18 protein-coding genes are annotated in these 19,546 nt (G+C 42.1%); 10 read left to right on the top strand and 8 right to left on the bottom strand.

Going from position 1 to position 19,546, the window contains the following annotated elements; genetic code table 11:
* Window positions 1–63: 63 nt before the first annotated feature.
* Together H6G83_RS11805 and hemB are read right to left on the bottom strand one after the other, a co-directional pair.
* Window positions 64–399, bottom strand: coding sequence for a XisI protein (locus H6G83_RS11805; RefSeq protein ID WP_190471728.1), 336 nt, complete (start codon window positions 397–399; stop codon window positions 64–66).
* Between the two features lie 241 nt (window positions 400–640).
* On the bottom strand, window positions 641–1,621 hold the full coding sequence (gene hemB / locus H6G83_RS11810; RefSeq protein WP_190471731.1) for a porphobilinogen synthase: 981 nt from the start codon (window positions 1,619–1,621) through the stop codon (window positions 641–643).
* 773 nt (window positions 1,622–2,394) lie between these two features.
* On the opposite strand from hemB, the gene prfC reads away from it, so the two are divergent.
* The 4 genes from prfC to H6G83_RS11835 all read left to right on the top strand — a co-directional run bounded on the left by prfC (window position 2,395) and on the right by H6G83_RS11835 (window position 8,072).
* On the top strand, window positions 2,395–4,017 hold the full coding sequence (gene prfC / locus H6G83_RS11815) for a peptide chain release factor 3 (protein ID WP_190471734.1): 1,623 nt from the start codon (window positions 2,395–2,397) through the stop codon (window positions 4,015–4,017).
* 328 nt (window positions 4,018–4,345) lie between these two features.
* The gene (locus H6G83_RS11820; protein WP_190471737.1) at window positions 4,346–6,520 is read left to right on the top strand and encodes a zinc metalloprotease HtpX; all 2,175 of its coding nucleotides are present in this window, start codon (window positions 4,346–4,348) and stop codon (window positions 6,518–6,520) included.
* A gap of 135 nt (window positions 6,521–6,655) precedes the next feature.
* Entirely contained in the window at window positions 6,656–6,799 is a 144-nt protein-coding gene (locus tag H6G83_RS11825; protein WP_190471740.1) for a hypothetical protein, read from the top strand.
* Between the two features lie 769 nt (window positions 6,800–7,568).
* Window positions 7,569–8,072 (top strand): RNA recognition motif domain-containing protein, encoded by a 504-nt coding sequence (locus H6G83_RS11835; RefSeq protein WP_190471746.1) that lies wholly within the window; start codon window positions 7,569–7,571, stop codon window positions 8,070–8,072.
* A 451-nt stretch (window positions 8,073–8,523) separates the two neighbouring features.
* Here the strand turns inward: H6G83_RS11835 and H6G83_RS11840 are convergent, their stop codons facing one another.
* Window positions 8,524–8,757 carry a hypothetical protein gene (locus H6G83_RS11840; protein ID WP_190471749.1) on the bottom strand — a complete coding sequence of 78 codons (234 nt, stop codon included), beginning with the start codon at window positions 8,755–8,757 and terminating at the stop codon, window positions 8,524–8,526.
* On the opposite strand from H6G83_RS11840, the gene H6G83_RS11845 reads away from it, so the two are divergent.
* The gene (locus H6G83_RS11845; RefSeq protein ID WP_190471752.1) at window positions 8,756–8,911 is read left to right on the top strand and encodes a hypothetical protein; all 156 of its coding nucleotides are present in this window, start codon (window positions 8,756–8,758) and stop codon (window positions 8,909–8,911) included. The two genes, H6G83_RS11840 and H6G83_RS11845, sit on opposite strands and share 2 nt — an antisense overlap.
* Before the next feature lie 81 nt (window positions 8,912–8,992).
* Here H6G83_RS11845 and H6G83_RS11850 read toward each other — a convergent pair whose 3' ends face one another.
* A complete protein-coding gene (locus tag H6G83_RS11850; protein ID WP_190471755.1) occupies window positions 8,993–11,248 on the bottom strand; it encodes a RelA/SpoT family protein in 2,256 nt (751 codons plus the stop codon).
* A 285-nt stretch (window positions 11,249–11,533) separates the two neighbouring features.
* Between H6G83_RS11850 and patD the strand changes: the two genes are divergently transcribed.
* Complete coding sequence (gene patD, locus H6G83_RS11855) at window positions 11,534–11,869, top strand: heterocyst frequency control protein PatD (RefSeq protein ID WP_190471756.1); 336 nt, start codon at window positions 11,534–11,536, stop codon at window positions 11,867–11,869.
* A 34-nt stretch (window positions 11,870–11,903) separates the two neighbouring features.
* On the opposite strand, the gene H6G83_RS11860 is transcribed toward patD, so the two are convergent.
* Window positions 11,904–12,512: a TetR/AcrR family transcriptional regulator gene (locus H6G83_RS11860; protein WP_190471759.1), complete on the bottom strand. Its 609-nt coding sequence runs from the start codon at window positions 12,510–12,512 to the stop codon at window positions 11,904–11,906.
* Window positions 12,513–12,830: 318 nt separating this feature from the next.
* Between H6G83_RS11860 and H6G83_RS11865 the strand changes: the two genes are divergently transcribed.
* Window positions 12,831–13,181, top strand: coding sequence for an MFS transporter (locus H6G83_RS11865; protein ID WP_242044547.1), 351 nt, complete (start codon window positions 12,831–12,833; stop codon window positions 13,179–13,181).
* Between the two features lie 284 nt (window positions 13,182–13,465).
* Window positions 13,466–14,758 (top strand): DHA2 family efflux MFS transporter permease subunit, encoded by a 1,293-nt coding sequence (locus H6G83_RS11870; protein WP_313935870.1) that lies wholly within the window; start codon window positions 13,466–13,468, stop codon window positions 14,756–14,758.
* A 99-nt stretch (window positions 14,759–14,857) separates the two neighbouring features.
* Here the strand turns inward: H6G83_RS11870 and H6G83_RS11875 are convergent, their stop codons facing one another.
* Together H6G83_RS11875 and H6G83_RS11880 are read right to left on the bottom strand one after the other, a co-directional pair.
* Complete coding sequence (locus tag H6G83_RS11875; RefSeq protein WP_190471763.1) at window positions 14,858–15,241, bottom strand: aspartyl protease; 384 nt, start codon at window positions 15,239–15,241, stop codon at window positions 14,858–14,860.
* Window positions 15,232–15,552 carry a hypothetical protein gene (locus H6G83_RS11880; protein WP_190471764.1) on the bottom strand — a complete coding sequence of 107 codons (321 nt, stop codon included), beginning with the start codon at window positions 15,550–15,552 and terminating at the stop codon, window positions 15,232–15,234. The genes H6G83_RS11875 and H6G83_RS11880 overlap by 10 nt, the downstream gene beginning before the upstream one ends.
* A gap of 169 nt (window positions 15,553–15,721) precedes the next feature.
* Here H6G83_RS11880 and H6G83_RS11885 point away from each other — a divergent pair, with 169 nt between their 5' ends.
* Window positions 15,722–17,371: a dipeptide ABC transporter ATP-binding protein gene (locus H6G83_RS11885; protein WP_190471765.1), complete on the top strand. Its 1,650-nt coding sequence runs from the start codon at window positions 15,722–15,724 to the stop codon at window positions 17,369–17,371.
* Between the two features lie 198 nt (window positions 17,372–17,569).
* Here H6G83_RS11885 and H6G83_RS11890 read toward each other — a convergent pair whose 3' ends face one another.
* Window positions 17,570–18,493, bottom strand: coding sequence for a hypothetical protein (locus tag H6G83_RS11890; RefSeq protein WP_190471767.1), 924 nt, complete (start codon window positions 18,491–18,493; stop codon window positions 17,570–17,572).
* A 552-nt stretch (window positions 18,494–19,045) separates the two neighbouring features.
* Between H6G83_RS11890 and H6G83_RS11895 the strand changes: the two genes are divergently transcribed.
* A complete protein-coding gene (locus tag H6G83_RS11895) occupies window positions 19,046–19,537 on the top strand; it encodes a GNAT family N-acetyltransferase (protein ID WP_190471770.1) in 492 nt (163 codons plus the stop codon).
* The last annotated feature ends 9 nt before the right edge of the window (window positions 19,538–19,546 follow it).

The following is a 19,546-nucleotide window of genomic DNA, read 5'->3' on the forward strand; positions in this document are numbered from 1 at the left end:
GAGAAGGCACAAAGAAGGAAAGGAGAATGTTTTTGTACAGTAATAATGTTCTTGGTTTTCTGTTTAACTGACACCAAATTTGGTATATTCTCGAAAATAGGGGGGTTGTAGTCCTAAAATGATATCTTCTTTTGCTACACCCTTGGCTATTAATTTATCGGCAATTACTGTATCTGTTTGATTCCTTTGAATCCAAATTTTACCTTCTCTAATTTCCAGATGCAGCACGCAGTTGTAAATTCGCCTATGTCCATTCCATCCTAAGTCAATTAATAAATAACGGTCATTGGCTAAATCAAATACTGTTTGTGATTCAACATCACCACCAATCGTCTTTCCTTGAGATTCTTCTAATAATAACTGCTGAATATATTGTCGATATTCCGTTAATTTATCCATTTAGTAAATATAGCAGTAGCCACATAGGTTAAGCAGCTTTTCAGCCTATCACCTGTCACCCTCCGGGTTCGCCAGTTCCCTACGGCGGGAAACCCGCCTACAGGAATGGACTCACCTGTCACCTGTCCCCTGCTATATAAATTAACAATCTCACGCCGAGACGCAAAAACCAAAGATACACTCTGCGCCTACTCTGCGAGAACGCCTTTGGCGAATGCGCCTTTGCGTGAGAACACCCACCTTACCGCAACCAACGCGCCGCATCCTTAGCGTGATAAGTCAGAATCAAATCCGCACCAGCACGCTTAAACCCAGTCAGAGTTTCCATCACCACGCGCTGTTCATCAATCCAACCATTCAAAGCCGCAGCTTTCACCATAGAATACTCACCAGACACATTGTAAGCAGCCACAGGTAAATTACTGGCTTCCTTCACCCGCCAAATGATGTCCATGTAAGCCAAAGCAGGCTTCACCATCAACATATCAGCGCCTTCGGCGATATCCAATTCAATTTCCTTGATGGCTTCGCGGGAGTTTCCGGGGTCCATTTGGTAAGTTCGGCGATCGCCAAATTGTGGTGTAGAATCAGCAGCATCCCTAAAAGGCCCATAGTAAGCCGAAGCATACTTAGCAGCATAGGACAAAATCGGTGTATCTGGGAATCCTGCCTCATCCAAACCAGCACGAATTGCTTGCACAAAGCCATCCATCATCCCAGAAGGAGCGATAATATCCGCGCCAGCTTTGGCTTGAGACACGGCGGTTTTCTTCAACAATTCTAAAGTGGGGTCATTCAATACTCGTCCTGTCAAATCACCCACTTGCAAATAACCGCAATGACCGTGACTGGTATACTCACACAAACAGGTATCAGCAATCACAATCAAATCTGGTACAGCTTCTTTCACCGCAGTTGCAGCTTTCTGAACTATACCACAATCATGCCAAGCACCAGTAGCATCTGTATCCTTATCTGCGGGAATACCAAACAGAATTATTGCGGGAATGCCTAAATCGTAAACTTCCTTAGCCTCTTCCACAATTTTATCTACCGTCAATTGGTAGACACCAGGCATAGATTTTACTTCATTAGCAATTCCTTCACCTGGGATAGCAAACAACGGATAGATCAAGTCATTGGTAGTCAATACAGTCTCGCGTACCATGCGGCGTAATTGAGGATGAGTACGCAAACGACGAGGGCGATGTGTTGGAAACATAAAGTTTTGTAAAGAATAACAATGGAATGGACACAAAACAAAGCGTCACAAAAGTCTGACGAAACTCCGTTGTTGTCGGACAGACTACAAAAAGTGCTTAACTGTCCTTTGCCCTACTCTACGTGAAGTTGTGGGGCAATTTTGTATTTTACCGCGCGATCGCGTGTCAGTTGCTTAGGTAGGGGCGGGTTGACAAATATCTACCACGATTCATGATGATCTTAGTAAACCCGCCCTGACTGAATTGGTAGGCATCCGTATGACATCCCAAAAGTGGAGAAGTTCTAAATCTTCAACTATCTACTTTTAACTTCTCAATTTTTGACAGATATTTATGATAATTTTTATTAAAAAAAAGTGATAATTAAGTATGGGTCAGAAATTTACCTGATTTCCTCCAAACAAGAACTCCACCCACAACTTCAGCGCATCTAGACTGTAGATATAATTCCACAAAATCCAAGATAAAAGTGCAATTGATTTGATGATTTAGCTTTTTCTTCAACACAATTAAAGCTTGTTAATTTCTCTGTGCCTCTCTTCTCTGCGAGAGGCTGCGCCAACGGGTTCAGCCGTCGCCTGCGGTTCGCGTAAGCGTCTCGAAGAGAGGGAAACCATCCTACAGCGCTGGTTCACTGTGTCTCTGTGTGAAAAACTGATTTTATGAACCACGGAGGCACGGAGACAAGAAGAGGAAGATGCTTTCCTAGCATGAGCATCGTTGTTTTAAGATGAAAGGACTCGCTAAAGTAGAAAAAAATTAACTTAGGTTTATGTCAACTGAAATCCAGACGGAACTCCACCAAGCAGTTGAGCTTCGCCGCAATTTTGCTATTATCTCTCACCCTGACGCAGGTAAAACTACGCTGACGGAAAAATTACTATTGTACGGGGGTGCAATTCACGAAGCTGGTGCAGTGAAAGCCCGTCGCGCCCAACGTAAGGCGACTTCGGACTGGATGGCAATGGAACAACAACGGGGTATTTCCATTACATCTACAGTATTACAGTTTGAGTACGAAAATTGCCAGATTAATTTACTTGACACTCCCGGACACCAAGATTTTAGTGAAGATACTTATCGCACCCTGGCGGCGGCTGATAATGCGGTGATGTTAATTGACGCGGCTAAGGGTTTGGAACCGCAAACCCGCAAGTTATTTGAGGTGTGTAAATTACGGGGTTTACCAATTTTCACATTTGTCAACAAACTCGACCGTCCGGGTAGGGAACCGTTGGAATTATTGGACGAGATTGAGCAAGAATTGGGGTTACAAACCTACGCGGTTAACTGGCCGATAGGTATGGGCGATCGCTTTAAGGGTGTCTTCGATAGAAACAAGCATCAAATCCACCTGTTTGAACGTAGCGCCCACGGTAGTAAGGAAGCTCGTGATACAATAGTAGACTTAGGCGACCCCAGCATTGAAGAACTATTAGAACAGGATTTATACTACCAACTCAAAAACGACCTGGAACTTTTAGAAGGTGTCGGCCCGGAACTAGACCTAGATTTAGTGCATCAAGGAAAAATGACACCTGTGTTCTTTGGTAGTGCCATGACGAACTTCGGGGTAGAGTTATTCCTGAAGTATTTCTTGGAGTACGCCTTGAAGCCTGGTGTCCACATCAGTAGTATTGGGGAAGTAGATCCTACCTATCCAGAGTTCTCCGGGTTTGTATTTAAACTCCAAGCAAATATGGATCCAAAACATCGCGATCGCGTCGCTTTTATCCGGGTCTGCACTGGTAAGTTTGAAAAAGATATGACAGTCAATCATGCTCGAACTGGTAAAGTTGTACGCCTATCGCGTCCACAAAAACTTTTCGCCCAAGAACGGGAATCGATTGATGTAGCTTATCCAGGTGATGTCATCGGTTTAAACAATCCAGGCGTTTTTGCGATCGGCGATACAATTTACACGGGACAAAAGCTGGAATATGAAGGGATTCCGTATTTTTCGCCAGAACTATTTGCGACATTACGCAACCCCAACCCCTCGAAATTTAAGCAGTTTCAGAAAGGCATCTCCGAATTGCGCGAAGAGGGTGCAGTACAAATTATGTACTCAGTTGATGAAGCCAAGCGCGACCCCATTATGGCAGCCGTGGGTCAGTTGCAATTCGAGGTGGTGCAGTTTCGCTTACAAAACGAGTATGGTGTAGAAACAATTCTGGAACTTCTACCCTACAGCGTCGCCCGTTGGGTTGAAGGTGGTTGGGAAGCTTTGAACAAGGTGGGACGTATTTTCAACACCACCACAGTCAAAGACAGCATGAACCGCCCAGTTTTACTGTTCCGCAACGAGTGGAACTGTCAACAGTTACAGGGAGATCATCCAGAGTTAAAACTCAGCGCGATCGCTCCAGTTTTTTCTAGCCAACCAGTGGAGTAATTCAAAATTAATAATACTGAACGTATTAATTACGAATTACGAATTACGAATTAGAAATTGCTAGGCTGGAAATTACTGGCATTTATAGCAGGGGACAGGTGACAGGGCTGAAAGCCTTTGAAATTAAAGGTTTTAAAATTGTATGATGTCCTAACTTATGCTTCGACTGCTATAAAATCAGTTCAACTAAATTTATTATTCAAAAATCAACTCAGAAACCCTTGCCAAGCTTAGGTTTATTCATTTTGAATTTTGAATTTTGAATTGATACAACCGCGCTGTTGCATCACCGTAGATCAATTAGCAGAGATGGAGTGCCAGAATTTCTATGCCTTCACATACTGAATCGGCTTTAGAGGCTGGTTTAGCTGCCCTCAAGCAGGGAAATTATCAAAGTGCGATCGCTCAACTAGAACCCATAGCCACAAATCAGGGTAACAGCAATGCTAGCCTACAAGCCAAGGTAGGTTTAGTTATGGCTTATGCACGCTGTGGCGAACTCAAAAAAGCGATCGCTCTGTGTCAAACCCTGACAGAAAGCCAAAACACCCAGGTGAAAGAATGGGCTAATGTGGCATTGACACATTTAACAAAAAAGCGCAAACCTAGTCAAAAATCACAAAATAATGATGTAGCCGCAGATCATTCTCCAGCAACAACAAAGCCGCGTCACGCATCAGATGTACCATCTGTAGGCTACCAAAATAAATATATAGGCAATGAGTTATTAAATTCCAGTTACACACAAGTTAAAGAAATTGGCATTTATTGGCGACAAGCAAAACGCGCCAAAATCTGGCAACCCTTAAAAAAGCCCAACCTCATACCCTTAAAGCTGTTGTCAGCAGGTACATTCATCGCCCTGTATTGGGTGTTGCGAGAAATCATCAAGTTCGTCATGGCAAGCATTAACAAAACTTTAGTTGATTTGCCATACTTGGAACCATTACAGTTTTTATATCGAGACCCTAGCCAATTGATTTTGGCACTATTGTTGATAGCGATCGCTATATCGCCTTGGTTACTAGATTGGCTACTGGCTTATTTCTATGGTCAAAAAGAGTTATCAAAAGATATCTTGCCGAATTACAGCCGAGAAACGCCCCGTGTCTTGCATCGTTACTGTCAACAGAAACATTGGCCATCCCCCCAACTAAGGATTTTACCAATAGCTGCACCCATAGCCTTTACCTACGGTAACTTACCTCGCAACGCCAGAATTGTTGTCAGTCAAGGGTTATTAGAACAACTAGCAGATGAGGAAATTGCTACTATCTACGCCGCACAACTAGGACAAATTACCAACCAAGATTTTGTCTTGATGTCATTGGTACTGCTAGTCACCCTGCCAATTTACCAACTTTATCGACAAATTGCGGTATGGGCAGATAGATTTTCCCAAGGCGTATTTCATTGGCCGTTTACCATCGCTTCTAGTTTAGTTTATCTGCTCTGGTCTGTGCTGACAGGTACAGCAATACTATACTCACGCCTTAGACCTTACCATAGCGATCGCCTAGCTGCGGAAGTTACAGGTAATCCCAATGCCCTAGTACGTGCATTGCTGAAAATTAGCATCGGTATTGCCACTGATATTAAAAAAGCCGAACAGACCAGCAGTCAAATAGAAAGTTTAAATATCTTGTTGCCAGTAGGTTATCAACAAAGCATTTCTTTGGGAAGTATTGCTGGACAACTCAACTTTGAATCGATGTTGATGTGGGATAACGTAAATCCCTACCGCCGATGGTTGACAATTAATAACACTCATCCATTGATAGGCGATCGCATCCGTAAACTATGCCTCATAGCCCAACATTGGCATATAGATCCAGAAGTTCACATAACTAGTCAGCAATCACTCAGCGAAAAGACACTACAAGTCACTCAGCAATCATTCTTATTACAAATAGCTCCCTTTTTAGGCATACCTCTAGGTTTCGTCTTTGCTGGATTGATTTGGCTAGGTTGGCAAACTGCCTTTACACTCAAATTTTTAAACCTGAAGTGGATTTACGAAGACTTATCATTCGTTACAGGCTGCTTACTTATCTGCTTCAGCATTGGTATCATCATCAGGATGAACTTCTTCTTTCCCGACATCAAACCCAGCAGCACCCAAACCGACCACCAACTACCCTACCTATTAACCAATCCCCCCAGCTTGCCTATAGATAGCATTCCCGTGCAGTGTGTCGGTCAATTATTAGGTCGTCCAGGCATGAGTAACTTTCTATCCCAAGACTTAATTCTCCAATCCAGCAAAGGCTTAGTCAAGCTCCACCATGTTTCTTGGTTAGGACAACCAATTAATCCTCAAGATTTTATCGGTAGGCAAATTATCGTTACAGGCTGGTTTCGCCGAGGTGCTACACCCTGGATAGATGTGCAAACAATCCAAACCCAAAGCGGCAAAACCATTCATAGCCCTCATCCCATCTGGTCTACCATTCTAGCCGTCGCCGCCCAAGCTTGGGGAGCTTATATTTTCCTTGTAGGGTAGGGACTGGGGATTGGGAAATAATGACTAATGACCAATGACCAAAATGTAAAGAAAAGTTGCAATTTAATTTAAAAAATGTTACGTTTTTCTAAAAATAAATAAGCAACCAAAATTACATAGCTAACAAACTTAGTTATGGCTACATGGATGCTTGCGCCAACCTATATGTTTTATCCTCCCAACACAGCAGCAAATCGACCAGCCACAGGCTGGTTTTTGTTTCCTTTTGACATCCTCACCGCCCTAAAAGTGCGGCGATTCCTAAACCTCACGATTTAGGTTTCTGTTTCATAGCAACTGCCTACACCCACAAGGAGTTTTGGTCTTATGTTCGCTCCACAGACTGACACGGTGAGTGCCACCGCCATATGTATCGAAATCTCCACCAGAGAGTTCTGATGTATTTTGATTCAAGGGTTGGACTGTCCATTGCCCCATCCTCTTTTCCCGGTCTACCGATTTTTCTTCCCCGTTGCAAAAAATTGCATGCTTTGGTGTTAGGGTTTATGTCTCCATCGACGGACAGTGGGTCGTTGACCATAGCAATTATATCAAAAAGCCGTCCTTCTAGGACGGGGTTTCAAACCCTGGAGTTTCGATGAAAAACTGAGTTTTCTCATCCCCAATCCCCAGTCCCCAATCCCCAATCCCCAATCCCCAATCCCCAATCCCCAATCATTTATGCTACGATTTCCTAATGCTACGGCTAAAAAAGTGTATGATGAACTAGCTACGTAGAAAATACCGTGATAATGTAAGGAGTGGTATTCAACTCTGCGGGCAAGGGCAGGCGAAAATTTTTACTGTAGTTAAGCAGTAAAATGACAAATTTACAACTTTTAGAATTAAGGTGGTAGTCGGGCGTTAGTACGCTCTATGATTAAACAAGCTTGATCCCAACAAAAAACTGTATTGTATAAGTTGACAGTTTGGAGTAAAAAATTGGTTTACGGCAGTCTTGGTCAATAACAAATAAAAGTCAAAGCCAAGCAATCATTAATTGCCTTGCCATGTTCACCATGTTCAATCAACTCTGGAGGTATAGTTCATGTCCGTGCGCCTATACATAGGCAATTTGCCAAAAGAAGAAATAGATCGTCAAGAATTGCAAGCTGTTTTTGCCGCAGAGGGCGATGCTGTGACGACTAAACTGATCAAAGACCGCAAAACAGGTAAATGCCGTGGTTTTGGGTTTTTGACAGTCAACAATGATGAACAAGCTGACCAAATTATCGAAAAGTATAATGGTCAACTGTTCAAAGAAACGCCTATCAAGTTAGAAAAAGCCTTACCCCGTACAAAAGGTGATGAAGGCGAAGAGCAAGCAGCCCCCAAAGCAGCAAATGCTTCTAGTGGTAATCCTGCTCCTAACACTAACAAAGAAGGCAGTCGTCGTGACAAGAGTTCTAAGAAGTCTCGACGCGGCGGTGGGAACCGTGAAACAACCACTACCACAAGCACCTCTGATTCCGATGCTATTCGTCCAGATCCCCGTTGGGCTTCTAAGTTAGAACAGCTGAAGCAGATGCTAGCCGCCCAAGCTACAAATTAAGTGAACAGTACAGGAAATTAAAAATTAAAAGTCATGATTTTTTGATTTTTAATTTTTAATTGTTAATAGAAAACTATTCACTACCTCAATGGTTAACTATCACCATTTTTGTAAGTACGATGAGCTATGCCCCATCGTGGGCTAATGCTGTTTTTGAGGAAATGTTGAACTTGCCTATTTACTTAATATGTGCTAGATAGCAACAGTAAATTCTCTTAAAAGCCCCGTTTACCTACGTCGGAGTATAGTTCATTGTACTTATTCAACTAAATTTTTTCATCTTCCAGAGTCAGAAGCATCAGGGTGAAGGCAAGGTAAAATGCCTGGACTGGAATCAATTTAAATTACTTAGGTAATATCTACGAATATCTACAATAGATGACAGTAAATGTCAAATAATTTATTTACCCCTAGTGTTTCATTGAGGCTTTGATGAAGACTTAGGGGATTTTTATTGCGGTTCGTAATAAGGACTAAAGTCCTTACTACAAACTTTCCATTTCCGTTTCTTGAGTAGCACAATGAAGATTAATTCATTAGGACTTACGCAACTGGCATATTTTTTCTGTAGGGTGTGTGACTGGCGATAATATTTGAACGTAGTCATGAGACTTGTAGCGTCACGCACCAACAACCAATTGTGACACTTGCGTAAGTCCTGTTCATAATAAAAATAACCGTTCATGAGGATATTTTTCATTCCCAATTTTGGGAAACAGTATGCTACGGCTAATAACTCGATTGATCAAGTCATCGGCTTTTGTTTGAAACAGGAATTACTCACGGCGATAGTTGAAGGTCATCAAAATCACAAAGTCTCTACAATGGCGTGTAATTAGTCCTTAGTCAGGTGATAGGTGACAGGTGACAGGTGACAGGTGACAGGTAACAGAAGGCTTTCCCCCTTCCCCCTTCCCCAATTACTCATCAATTTGACCTACACGACGGATGTTGAGGATGTCGCTCATTTTTTTGATTTGGATGAAGACTTGCTCTAGTTGTGAGCGATCGCGTATATCTATACCTAAGTCCATTAATGCTGGTTGATTCACTGCTGTTTTTACTTGGGCATAACGCACGTTAATCCCTTGGTCGCTGAGTCGGGATAAGATGTCTTTTAAGACTCCTACGCGGTCAAGGGCTTCAATTTGAATGTTAACTGGGTAAGTTTGCGGGCGACCTCTATTTTCTGCGCCTGGGTTCCAACTGACTGGGACTAGGCGATCGCATTCTACATTCTCCAAATTATTACACCCTTGGCGATGGATGGAAATTCCTCTACCCCTTGTGACTACGCCAATAATTGGTTCGCCAGGGATGGGTGTACAACAGCCAGCCAAATGATAAACTAACCCTTCTACACCTACAATTGGTGAATCTGTGGCGCGGGTGATGGGTGTGGGCGCTTTGGTTGCAGATGATTCTTTTGGTAAGAGTATCGGTGTATCTGCTACTGGCTGTTGGGATTTGACAACTTCCCGCCAGCGATTTAATACTAGGTTTAAGGTGATTTCGCCATAGCCTAAACCTGCAAGTAAATCTTCTGCACTGTGATAATTACATTTTTCGGCGACAGTCTGCATGGCTTCTGATTTCAACAGACTATCTAAACCGGTTTTCCCCAATTCTTTTTCTAACAATTCTCGACCACGAGCCAGATTTTCTTCCCGGCGCGATCGCTTGTACCATTGTTTGATGCGATACTTCGCTGCTGAAGTTCTGACGAAGTTAAGCCAATCTAAGCTAGGATGACTATTCTTTTGTGTGAGAATTTCTACAATGTCCCCATTTTGTAGTCTAGTAGATAGGGGAACCATCCGCCCGTTGACTCGCGCTCCTGAACAATGATTGCCGACTTCGGTGTGAATATGATAGGCAAAATCTATAGTGGTAGAACCGGGGCTTAAAGGAATGACATCGCCTTTGGGAGTGAAGACATAAACATCATCTTCAAATAAGTTATCTTTAACGCTATCGAGATATTCTTGCGCGTCCTTGAGGTCACTTTGCCATTCCAACAATTGACGCAGCCAGGTAAACTTTTCATCGGATGTGGTTAACTGGGCATTAGAACCGCCTGTTTCTTTATACTTCCAATGGGCGGCGATACCATATTCCGCAATTCTGTGCATTTCCATTGTGCGAATTTGCACTTCCAAAGGACGACCAGTTAAACCAATAACGCCTGTATGTAGTGATTGGTAACGGTTTGGTTTGGGGAGTCCGATGTAATCTTTAAATCTGCCGGGAATAGGACGGAAAGCATCATGTACCACTGCTAACGCACGGTAACATTCCTCATTTGTCTCCACAATAATCCGCAGTGCGGCTAAATCGTAGATTTCACTAAATTCTTTTTGCTGTCGCTGCATCTTTTGGTAAATACTGTAGAGATGCTTGGGACGACCACTGATATCTAGACATCGGATGCCGGCTTGCTGGAGGCGATCGCGTAAAATGGACGTAGCCTTGGCTAGTTTTTCTTCCCGTGAGTCGCGTTTTTCCGAAACATACTTTTGAATTTGTCTAAACGCTTCCGGCTCTAAATTTTTAAATGCTAAATCTTCTAATTCCCACTTAATGCGCCAGATCCCCAGACGGTTAGCTAAAGGCGCGAATATATCTCTTGTTTCCTGGGCTGAACGGCGACGGCTTTCTTCTGACATATATTGCAGAGTTCGCATATTATGCAAACGGTCTGCTAACTTCACGACAATTACCCGGATATCTTGCGCCATCGCCAAAAACATCCGCCGGAAGTTTTCGGCTTGACTTTCTTTTTTGCTGGTGAAATTGATTTTAGAAAGCTTGGTGACACCCTCGACTAATTGTCTCACTTCCGGGCCAAAACGCTCTTCTATTTCCTCAATTGTCACATCTGTATCTTCGACTACATCATGAAGAAATCCAGCTGCTATCATAGCAGGACTTCCCCCTAAGTCGCGTAGCAAGCCAGCTACGGCGATGGGATGACTGATATATAGTTCTCCAGATTTGCGATATTGTCCCTGATGAAGTTGGTAAGCAAAATCAAACGCCCGACAGATTAAATTGTTATCACTAGATATTCGGTCATTTTCCGCTTTGCTGCCATGTGTTGATGAATCCCGCAAACATTTCTTCAGCCATTCTGGAAGGCTAAGATCGGTTGGGGAACTAATAGCGATGCTGCTCATACAGTAGAAGAGGTGATCGGTGGATAGTTGAGAGGTGGACGCAATAACAGCATTCTGTAATGGTGATGCTGTTGCCCTGGTGAGGGCAGTTTAAGCTATGTCAGATACCCTATGAGACTATGGTAGTTGTCTATTTAGGGTTTAAAAAAACATAAGTTGAAAATAATGTATATTGCAAACACAGCCTCAGTACAACAGTTGAGGCTGGTGATGCTGATAATATCCTGTAATGGTTTATTGTATAAATAAATTTCTTGACATTAATACTATCGTAAATAACCCTAGATGTCTTTAAATCTTGAAAAATATCAGAGTCTAGTAACATTACTAGACGAATTACGTCAGGGGATCATCACTCAAATTGATGTAGTAGAAGTGCGTCAGCGCCTAGCTGCGTTAAAGCAATTGTTTGGGCAGGAAATTGCACCTTTAATGGAGGATGATTGGCGCATCCAGTCTTATAAGACGGAAATTAGCAAACAATTGCGTCTTCTGGAGGTAGATGTAATGTTTCTGCAAGGGGCGAGACAACCCGCGACTGCACAAACAAGAATAAATGTCATTGGCGATCGCCTTAATACTTTAATTCAATATTGCCATGCCATACTGCAACAAGGGTGACAGTTGATAGGGGACAGGGGACAGGGGACAGTTGTTATTCTCCCCATCTCCCCCCACTCCCCACACCCTTCATCAAAACTTGCATCGTCCGGCGCATATAGGTTTCTAATGGTTCTGTTGTCGGTTGGAAAATGAGGGCGTAATAGAGGGAGCCGCTTAAGAGGTTGATAATTAAGTCTATGTCCGCATCTGCTTGAATTTCTTGTCTGATTTTGGCACGTTCTAAGACTGTCGCAAAGGCTTCTCGTCTGGGTTTGGTGTATTTTGTCCAGTAGAGTTGGGCAAATTGGGGGTTGCTGGAAGCGCTGCTGATGATGAGGGCTAGGGTTTGTCTACCTAAGTGACTAAATATTTTCTGGGACATATCATCGAGGAGAATGTCCATATCTCCCCAAAAACTGCCAGTGTCTGGTATTTGGATATCTTCTCTTAAGCTTTCAATGGCATCAGCGACTAGTTCTTCTTTGGAAGTATAGCGTCTATATATGGTTGTTTTACCTACGCCAGCACGATTGGCGATCGCTTCTATACTCATGCTTTGATACCCTACCTCTGCCAGTAAGTCTAGGGTAGCTTGCACAATTGCTTGGTCTGCTTGGGTGCTTCTGGGTCTTCCTGATGGGTTGTGTATCTGCTTGCTCATGACAAGGTGTAGGGGTGTAAGGGTGTAAGGGTGTAAGGGTGTAGGGGTGTAAGGGTCTTGAAAAGATATATCCCTATATCCTCATACCTTCGTACTATTTATTTTGCTAGTTTATCCTTGACCAATTTGATACGATACGCTACCGTAGCGTATAGATAATTTAACTTTTCTTTATACTTGTAATACCAATGTACAGCTCGTAGTGTTTGCGTAGCGTCTCGTAGTGAGGACTGAAGTCCTCACTACGAACGTTGAATTATTTTTTAATTGCGAATTGCTATAAATCCAAGGCTACGGGAACTCTTATTTTGTAAGAAAATGGCTAGTATTACCAAAGCATCTACTGTTAACGCATCGGGTTATGTTCAGGGGTCTTTAAAGTGGGCGATCGCATTTGCGGCTTCCTTGGGGGCAATTTTGGAAGTGATAGATACCAGTATTGTCAATGTGGCGCTGACAGATATGCAGGCTAGTTTAGGGGCGACTGTGAGCGAAATTGGCTGGGTGGTGACTGGATATGCGATCGCCAACGTGGTGTTAATTCCTTTGTCCGCTTGGTTGGGTGATTATTTTGGTAAAAAAAGCTACTTTATCTTTTCCCTGATTGGGTTTACCGAAAAACTGGGTTTAAAGCCCCGCCCTTCTAGGGCGGCTTTTGTGGTAGTATGACTAATAGCGGTAAAGCGCACAAATAAAAGACGAAGTAGGTCAAGCGGACTGCTCCTGATCCGGAACCCTGGTAGTATAAATCCTAAATCTTGTACAAATGTGGGAGTAAACGCAGAAATTAAAAACCTTTTCAAACGCGGTCGGGCAGTCCGTGTGAGCTTGTGGACGTTCCAAACGGAGAAAGTTGAATACTAGTATTCAGATTTCTAGAGAGGACGGATGAAGCAAGAATCCTCCCTCCGGGACGCTAACGCGAACGTCTCTTTAGAGCGAGGAGTGTCAACATCGCCTCTGTATTGTGTGGCTTATCGTTGAATTTACCCACGCTGGTGATTTCTCGAATTTTGCAAGGTTTGTGTGGTGGTGGGTTACTCGCCAAAGCTCAAGCAATTCTGTTTGAAACCTTTCCCCCGGCGGAACAAGGTTTAGCACAAGCTGTATTTGGTGTAGGTGTAATAGCAGGCCCCGCAATAGGCCCCACCTTGGGCGGTTTTTTGGTCGATGGTTTAGGCTGGCGATGGATTTTCTTTGTGAATATCCCCTTCGGTATGTTAGCTGTGGGGATGGCTTGGCTATTTCTTCCCAAAGACCAAGGTAAAAACAAAGCCAGGAATCAAGCTGTAGACTGGTTAGGGATTGGGTTATTAATTGTCGCTGTTGGCTGTATGCAAACTGTGTTGGAAGAAGGAGAACAAGATGATTGGTTTTCTTCCGGTTTCATTACGAGTTTAGCTATTGCTAGCGTCATCGGTTTAGTTTTGTTTATTTGGTGGGAGTTGAAAATAGCACATCCTGCTGTTGATTTACGAGTTTTGCGTCACCGTTCCTTAGCGGCGGGAAGCTTTTTATCAGCAATTGTCGGTATGGGTTTGTATGGCGCACTATTTGCCGTGCCAATTTTTGCTCAAAGTATCTTACAATTTACAGCGACTCAGACAGGATTATTATTAGCACCAGGGGCGTTAGCATCAGCGATCGTGATGGTGATGTTAGGAAAATTATCTACTAAAATTGATGCGCGGATATTAATTGCGATCGGTGGTGTAGGTACAGCCGCCGTCATGTTTGACTTATCAAATATTACCATCAACACCGGAACCGATGACTTATTTTGGCCTTTGGTATGGCGTGGTGCTTTTACAGTCTTGATGTTTCTACCCTTAAGTTTGGCAACTCTTGGCCCCTTACCTAAACAAGATATCTCGGCAGGTTCGGGATTTTACAACCTCACCCGACAACTAGGTGGTAGTGTTGGTATTGCCCTGCTTACTACCTTACTAGATAAACGCGAGGCATTTCATCAAGCAATTCTATTAACAGACTTAACTCCTTACAGTCCCGCAACAAATGAACGTCTGAATATATTGCAAGGTGCATTACAAGCTCAAGGTATGGATGCAGCCAAAGCCGGACAACAAGCCCTAGCTTTACTTCAGCAAACTGTGAATACCCAAGCTGCTATTTTATCGTTTGCAGATATCTTTCGTGTCGTTGGGGTGGCGTTCCTTTGTTCCTTACCCCTGTTATTATTCTTAGGCAAAGGCGGCGCAGGAGCGAAAGCACCTGTAGGGCATTGAGGTAATTTTTTATCTGGAAGTCCCCACGCGCCAAGATTATCTGTTGCGACTGGGTGTAAGGGTTTTGCACCTATACCCCTATCTAGACAGAAGTTGTAGTTAGTTTGGTTGTAAAGTTTCTAGAGTCAAGATTCCTTGAGGTTTATTAACAAGAAGTTGCATAATGTCCAACCAAGCAGAACCCATCAAAGTATCGGGAACATCATCTCCAACATGAACAGGAATAACAAACTCAGTAGCATCAATGATGACCCTGCCTTCATACAAATTGAACTGTCCTTCACCGCGTGCGGTTGTCATAGAAATTTGGGCAGCAATTCTTAACCACTCCAAGGCTTCCAAGTCTTGGGTGTTAATAGCTAACCATCCAGCCGTAAAGCCAGTATCAAACAAAGCTTCGACAGAAAACATATCTCCATTGGCAGCAACCAGTTGGATCTCAAACCATAACTCACCGTTATCTCCAAATGAACCTACACCCATAGTCTGCCACAGGTTCCAGTGTCGTTTAGTCGAAAGATAGTCAGCTTGACATCGGTATCGCTATAAGAATGACGAATTTGTTGGCTTAGTCCTATAAGAGTTGGATCAATTAGATAATTTTCACTGTCAGGGTCAATAGCAATAAACCAGTTATAATGTGTCTCTATCAACTGCTCTCGTAGGCGATTAAAAACAACACGACATTGCATAGCAAGCATATCGCTTTGTTCCCGGCGATGGTTAAGTTCTTCTGGCGTTATGGCTGATGGTGGTAGGATACGGCTACGGCGAGGTTGAGAAACTTGAGTCATATCAAGGATAAGCGCTTGTGTATCTTATATTATGGCGTGATACTCATTTGTAAGGTGGTATGACTCTATTCATTATTTTGATTACCTTGAACAGCTATTTTCAAGAATTTGATACACTAGCTTAAATTTAAAAATATCCCAGCTAGTAGCTTTGGGTTGATAACTAATTATGAATAAAGATTTATTTTGTATAGAAAATTTACGTGTCGCCTATCCGCAGCGTGGTGGGGAAGAACTACGATGGGCGGTTGATGATGTATCTTTTACCTTGCAGCCAGGGGAAAGGATGGGATTGGTGGGTGAATCTGGTTGTGGTAAATCTACCTTGGGACGGGCGGCGATGCGTTTATTGCCAGCTTCTAGTCGGGTGGAGGGACGAGTATTATTTCAGGGAGAATCAGTATTTGATTTAACTGCGCCTCAGTTGCGGAAGTTTCGGGGAGAGGCTGTAGCATTAATTTTCCAAGACCCGATGACGCGCCTTGACCCGTTGATGACAATTGGCAATCATTGTATTGAAACTTTACAAGCGCATTCACCCCAATTATCAGCGAAGGAAGCTAAGGAGAAGGCGCTGGCGACTTTGGAGAAGGTGAAAATTCCTGCTAGTCGTTGGCATCAGTACCCCCATGAGTTTAGCGGAGGAATGCGCCAAAGGGTAGCGATCGCTCTCGCCCTCCTCCTCAACCCCAAGTTAATCGTTGCAGATGAACCCACGACTAGCTTGGATGTCACGGTTTCTGCTCAGATTTTACAAGAGTTGACCCGCCTGTGTAGTGAAGAAAATATGGCACTGTTGCTAATTTCTCACGATTTGGCAATGGTGGCTGAGTATTGTAGCCGTATTGGTGTGATGTATAACGGCAAAATGGTAGAAATGGGTACTACTGAGTCGGTGTTTAGAAACCCCCAACATGAATATACGCGATCGCTCCTACAAGCAGCCCTACATATTCAAGCAGTAGATGAGGACAGTAGTAACACCCAATCCCCAATCCCCAATCCCCAATCCCCAATCCTACGAATTACGGAACTGAAGCAATATTACACAATAGAACCCAGTTTTGTAGAAAGATTATTCAAGGCGGAAAGCCAAACAATTAAGGCTGTAGATGGGATTAACTTGGAATTATACCCAGGGGAAATTTTGGGGTTAGTGGGTGAGTCTGGATGCGGTAAGAGTACGCTTTCACGAACGATTTTACAGTTAATTCGTCCAACATCTGGTAAAGTTGAATTTTTAGGACAAGATTTAACGCGGTTGTCACGTCAAGAAATTCGTGCTTCCCGGCGACAAATTCAAATGGTGTTTCAAGACCCCCATGCTTGTCTCAACCCAGCAATGACGGTAGGGGAAAGTATTGCTGACCCTTTATTAATACATAATTTGGCTGATGCGGCTAAGGCGAAAGAACAGGTTTTGTGGATGTTGGAGAAAGTCGGCTTAACACCAGCTGAAGTTTATTATCAGCGCTACCCATCTGATTTATCTGGGGGACAACAGCAAAGAGTGGCGATCGCTCGTGCTTTGATTACTCGTCCTAAAATGTTAATCTGCGATGAACCCGTGAGTATGTTAGATGCTAGTGTGCAGTCGCAAGTGCTAGATTTGATGTTGCAATTAAAAGCAGAGTTTGAGTTAACTTACTTGTTTATTACTCATGATTTGTGGTTGGCGAGGTTTTTGTGCGATCGCATTGCTGTCATGCACGGTGGTAAAATTGTCGAACTCGGCCCAACCAAACAAATTTTCGCCAATCCTCAACATCCATATACTCAAACTCTTTTAGCTGCTGCGCCTTTACTTGCAAGAGCATAGTAAAATCAAAGTTAAGGGTTATATTAAGTTCGGTTAATTACTTACGATATGGTTGGTTTAGTTGGTAATGGGTAATAGCAAATAGCTAATTGTTTTTTACCATTACCAATTAGCTATTACCAATTACCAATCCCCGTGATATGATAAGTATTTAAGGGAACATGATATTAGCTATCCTTGTCTAGCTCTTAATTTCGATTAATTTGAATTACTACCTTCCAGCAATTTAACTTTATCGCCACTTGCACCATATAGTTCCACAAATCTTTTAAAAAGCTGCATATTTGCTTGTTTAGAGAATTTGCTCAATTTGAATAAACGTTCAATGTTGACTTCAGCCAAATCTCGTAAATAAGGTAAATCTTCAAACAGAGTTAAACAAGAAGCAAAATGCAATAAAACTTGCAGCAATGGCTTAGGCCAAGCTAAATCACTATAAATTTCTATAAATAATTTGTGTTCTCTCTCATTTAAAGGAAAAGCATAAAATATTACGGTAATTCTTTTATTGTCATAAACAGGAATACTTAATTCAACCGTATAAGGGCTGTGTAATATCAAATCTACTTCTACTATAGGTTGTCTCCAAATTCTCAAAGCGTTGATAGGCGAATCTAGAAGTGTATTAAATTTGATTATCCCGCCAAATCTTGTTGGTTGAAATTCACTCACACTCAAAACTCGCAAATTATTCAAACTAAATTTGTGAATTGTTTCCAAATGCTTCAGATTTAAGAGATGGTAAATTTGGCAGAGGTAGGGAAAGGGTAAAATATACTCTTGGCTAATCATGTGCCGTTTTTTTAGCTCAAACCTACCTGTTTGATTCGCACATAATAAGCCTGCGTCTTCTGAAGATGTAGGTTCTGGTTTTAAATAAATCCAGCTTATAAAGAAGAAGCAGGTTGTCAAAAGCTGCAATATTTCTTGTGCAGTTAAATAGCTATCAGCAAATGCAGAGACACTTCTATCTGTAAGACCAAACAGCCAAGATGGAATACCAATAAACCAAATTCCTGTTTTTAATTTATTGATAAATTGATAAAATTCTAACTCTATAGAAGTATTTGTTTCTGGTTTATCGTCTAAATGATAGATATCTTTAGATAGATTCTCACTCATAAAAATTAATTTAACTTTTCATTACTAGCTTCATTTTAATGAAAGTTAATATAATTGCACTCTACCTCTGGCTGTAAAATAATATTCACGTCTAATGTGAACAAAAATCTTGTAATTGGGTAGACATTTGTCGGGGCGGGTTCACCGAGATCATCGTTAATTGTTGATGATATTTGATTAACCCGCCCCTACCGAGTCTCATAGGCTCCAAGCATAGGCTATTTTTTGGATATAAAATGTTTTCCTAATTCACATCAGACGTTATTCTAAACATCTTCATTTGCAGAGAAAATAAGTTTAATAATATAAAACTATAGAGAGAGGAAGTATTTTAATGAAAGTGACAATTAAGTATATTTATCTGAAGAAATAGAGAAGGAATAATTAAACACTGCGAATTTTAAAAAGTAGCATTTTAACTTTTTAAAGATTGGCAGATGTACAGAACTGATAATATTATAGAAAAAAATTTTGTGAAATTCATAGAATTATCACTATTAAAGCTGTATTATTTGTAAGTATTTTCTCAAAACTAACTTCTAAACGATAGTCATGGCCATTCGTCATGCAATTACAAGTGATTTACCTGCGATTGTAGCTATTTATAATGCTGCTGTTCCTGGCCGCATCGCAACTGCTGATTTGGAACCAGTGTCTGTGGAGAGTCGTTTGGCTTGGTTTGGTGCGCGATCGCCTACTAAACGTCCCCTTTGGGTAATCGAACAAGAGGGAGTAATCGCTGGATGGTTGAGTTTTCAATCATTTTACGGCAGGCCAGCTTACATTTCTACGGCTGAACTCAGTATTTATATTGCTCCAGCTTTTCATCGCTGCGGTTTAGGTAAGCAATTGTTAGCAAAAGCAATTCACGAAAGCCCAAATTTAGGATTAAAAACTTTATTAGGATTTATTTTCGCTCACAATCAACCTAGTTTAAAGCTATTTGAAACTTTCGGGTTTCAAAAATGGGGACATTTACCACAAGTTGCACAATTAGATGGTGTAGAACGGGATTTAGTAATTATGGGATTGCGAATTAGTTAAGCTTTGGTT

The organism is Anabaena azotica FACHB-119, from assembly GCF_014697625.1.
GTDB classification, from domain to species: domain Bacteria; phylum Cyanobacteriota; class Cyanobacteriia; order Cyanobacteriales; family Nostocaceae; genus Trichormus; species Trichormus azoticus_A.